This is a genomic window from Stieleria sp., from assembly GCF_041595215.1.
Taxonomy (GTDB): domain Bacteria; phylum Planctomycetota; class Planctomycetia; order Pirellulales; family Pirellulaceae; genus Stieleria; species Stieleria magnilauensis.
Window position 1 is genome coordinate 1 of record NZ_JBFHKV010001062.1, and the last position, 2945, is coordinate 2945.

Annotated in this window: 2 protein-coding genes; both read right to left on the minus strand. The window is 60.6% G+C overall.

All coding sequences use genetic code 11. The features are described from left to right. Positions 1-131: 131 nt before the first annotated feature. A complete protein-coding gene (locus ABX749_RS28005; RefSeq protein WP_372898931.1) occupies positions 132-2363 on the minus strand; it encodes an NADP-dependent isocitrate dehydrogenase in 2232 nt (743 codons plus the stop codon). Between the two features lie 128 nt (positions 2364-2491). Continuing rightward, on the minus strand, positions 2492-2945 hold a 454-nt coding region (locus ABX749_RS28010; protein WP_372898932.1), incomplete at its 5' end, for a sulfatase-like hydrolase/transferase.

A 2945-nucleotide genomic window follows, 5' to 3' on the forward strand; every position in this document is an offset into this window, starting at 1 on the left:
CCAAACGGCTGACGGTGGGCGGGGGTATCAGCCGATTCGCGCCAGCGTTCGGGCATCGTGCAAGGTCGCGCGCTCGACAGGCCCGTAGGTCCCGCGCCAAACGGCTGACGGTGCGCGGGAGATCAAACGGCTCACGCCAAACTTGCGATCGCTTCGTTGAGGGTGGTGCTGGGGCGCATCGCGGCGGTGGCCTTTTCGCAGTCCGGCTGGTAGTAGCCTCCCAGGTCGACCGGCTGGCCTTGTGCCGCGCCGAGTTCGTCGACCACCTTGGCTTCGTTTTCACGCAATGTCTTGGCGACCGGCGTGAAGGCGGCGGCAAGCTCGGCGTCTTTCGTTTGCGCGGCCAAGGCTTCGGCCCAGTACAGCGCCATGTAGAAATGACTGCCGCGGGTATCCAGCTCGCCGACCTTGCGTTTGGGCGATTTGTCTTCGACCAGAAACTGATCGGTCGCGGTATCAAGCGTTTCGGCCAAGACGGCAATCTTTTCGTTACCCGCTTTACGCCCCAGGTCTTCCAGCGAAACGGCCAACGCCAAGAACTCGCCGAGCGAATCCCATCGCAGGTGACCTTCGGAGACGAATTGCTGGACGTGCTTGGGGGCCGAACCACCGGCGCCGGTTTCAAACAAGCCTCCGCCGGCCAACAGCGGAACGATCGAAAGCATCTTGGCGCTGGTACCGAGTTCCAGGATCGGGAACAAGTCGGTCAAATAGTCCCGCAGCACGTTGCCCGTCACCGCGATGGTGTCCTGACCATCGCGTGCACGTTGACAAGCATGTCGGGTCGCGTCGACGGTGTTCATGATCTGGACGTCCAAGCCGTCGGTATCGTGATCGGCCAGATACTCGTTGACCTTTTTGATCAGGTTGGCGTCGTGACCGCGTTGGTCATCGAGCCAGAAGATGGCGGGGTTTCCGGTCAGCCGCGCCCGTTGGACGCCCAGGCCCACCCAATCTCGAACCGCCACGTCTTTGGTTTGGCACATCCGCCAAATGTCGCCGGCTTCGACAGCGTGCTCAAAAATCACCGCCCCCGAGTCGTCGGTCACCACGACCGTTCCGTCGGCGGGAATTTCGAAGGTCTTGTCGTGAGAGCCGTACTCTTCCGCCTTTTTCGCCATCAATCCGACGTTGCTGACCGAACCCATCGTGGTCACATCAAACGCGCCGTTCTGTTTGCAGAACTCGATCACGGTTTGATAGACGCCCGCGTAACAGCGATCGGGGATCAGTGCTTTGGTGGGATGCAGTTTTCCGTCCGGTCCCCACATCATCCCCGAGCTGCGAATGGCCGCCGGCATCGACGCGTCAATGATCACATCGCTGGGCACGTGCAAGTTTGTGATCCCACGGTCGGAATCGACCATCGCCAGCGAGGGTCCGTTTTCGTAAGCCGCTTGGATGTCCTTGCGGATTTCATCGGCTTTCGTTTCGGGCAGCCCCGCCAGCTTAGCCTCCAGGCCCCCGACGCCGTTGTTGGGATTGACGCCCAGTTCGGCGAAGGTGTCGGCATGCTTTTTGAACACGTCTGCGAAGTAGACGTTGACGGCATGACCGAACAGGATCGGATCGGAGACTTTCATCATCGTTGCTTTGAGGTGCAACGAGAGCAGGATTCCGGACTTTCGCGCGTCAGCGATTTGGTCCTGATAGAACGCACGCAGCTGTTTGATGGACATGACCGAGGCATCGACAATTTCGCCGGCGTCGACGGGCACGGGCGAACGCAGCGGGGTGCGTGTTCCGTCGGCGGCGACCAACTCGATTTTCAAAGCACCGGCGTTCTGGAGGATCGCTGATTTTTCGCTGCCGTAGAAATCGCCTTCGGTCATGTGGGCGACGTGCGACGGCGAGTCGGAAGACCACTCGCCCATCGAGTGCGGATGGGCTTTGGCGTAGTTTTTGACCGCGGTTGCCACCCGGCGATCTGAGTTGCCTTCGCGGAGCACGGGATTGACCGCACTGCCGAGCACCTTGGCGTAACGGGCACGAATTTCGTGCTCGGCATCCGTCTTCGGATCGCTGGGGTAATCGGGAATGTCGAAACCGCCGGCCTGCAATTCGGCGATCGCCGCGGTCAGTTGCGGAATCGAGGCGCTGATGTTGGGCAATTTGATGATGTTGGCTGCTGGCGTTTTGGCCAGTTCGCCGAGCAAGGTCAGCGCGTCTTCACGCTGTTGCGAGGTGCTGAGCGACTCTGGGAAATTTGCCAGAATGCGGCCCGCCAACGAGATGTCTTTGGTCTCAACCGCCACGCCAGCCTTTGCGGCAAACGCTTGGACGATCGGCAGCCAAGACAGCGTGGCAAGCGCGGGAGCTTCGTCGGTGAATGTGTAAACGATGCTCGATGCAGAATCACTCATGGTCGTTTCAGGGGCGGGGTTGGCGGATCGGCGGGCAAAAGAACAGGCGACAACGCGAAGGAAAAATTAGCAGGGGCGAGCGAAATTGTCACCGGTGGCGCGCCGCCCCTGCGTGTTCCGAATCGAGATCACGACAGGTCGATCAGGCTTTCGCCCGTCATTTCGGCCGGCTTTTCCAGCCCCATCAAGGCCAGGACCGTCGGCGCGATGTCGGCCAGTCGGCCGCCCTGCCGCAATGTTTTTCCTTCCAACCCAGGCTCGACGACGATCAGCGGAACGTCGTAGGTAGTGTGCGCCGTGTGCGGTCCGCCGGTTTCCGGGTTGATCATCTGTTCGCAGTTACCGTGGTCGGCGGTGATCACCAGCGATCCGCCGGCGTCCAACGTCGCATCGACGAGCTTTCCGACACACGCGTCGACCGTTTCCACGGCTTTGACCGCCGCGGCTAAGACTCCGGTGTGACCGACCATGTCACCGTTGGCAAAATTGACGATGATCAGTTCACTGCGGCCGGACTTGATTTCATCGAGTACGTATTGGGTGACCTCCGCCGCCGACATCTCGGGTTTCTGGTCATAGGTC

Excerpts from the sequence above, each read along its gene's own strand:
- ABX749_RS28005 (WP_372898931.1), bottom strand. The coding sequence starts at position 2,363 with ATGAGTGATTCTGCATCGAGCATCGTTTACACATTCACCGACGAAGCT.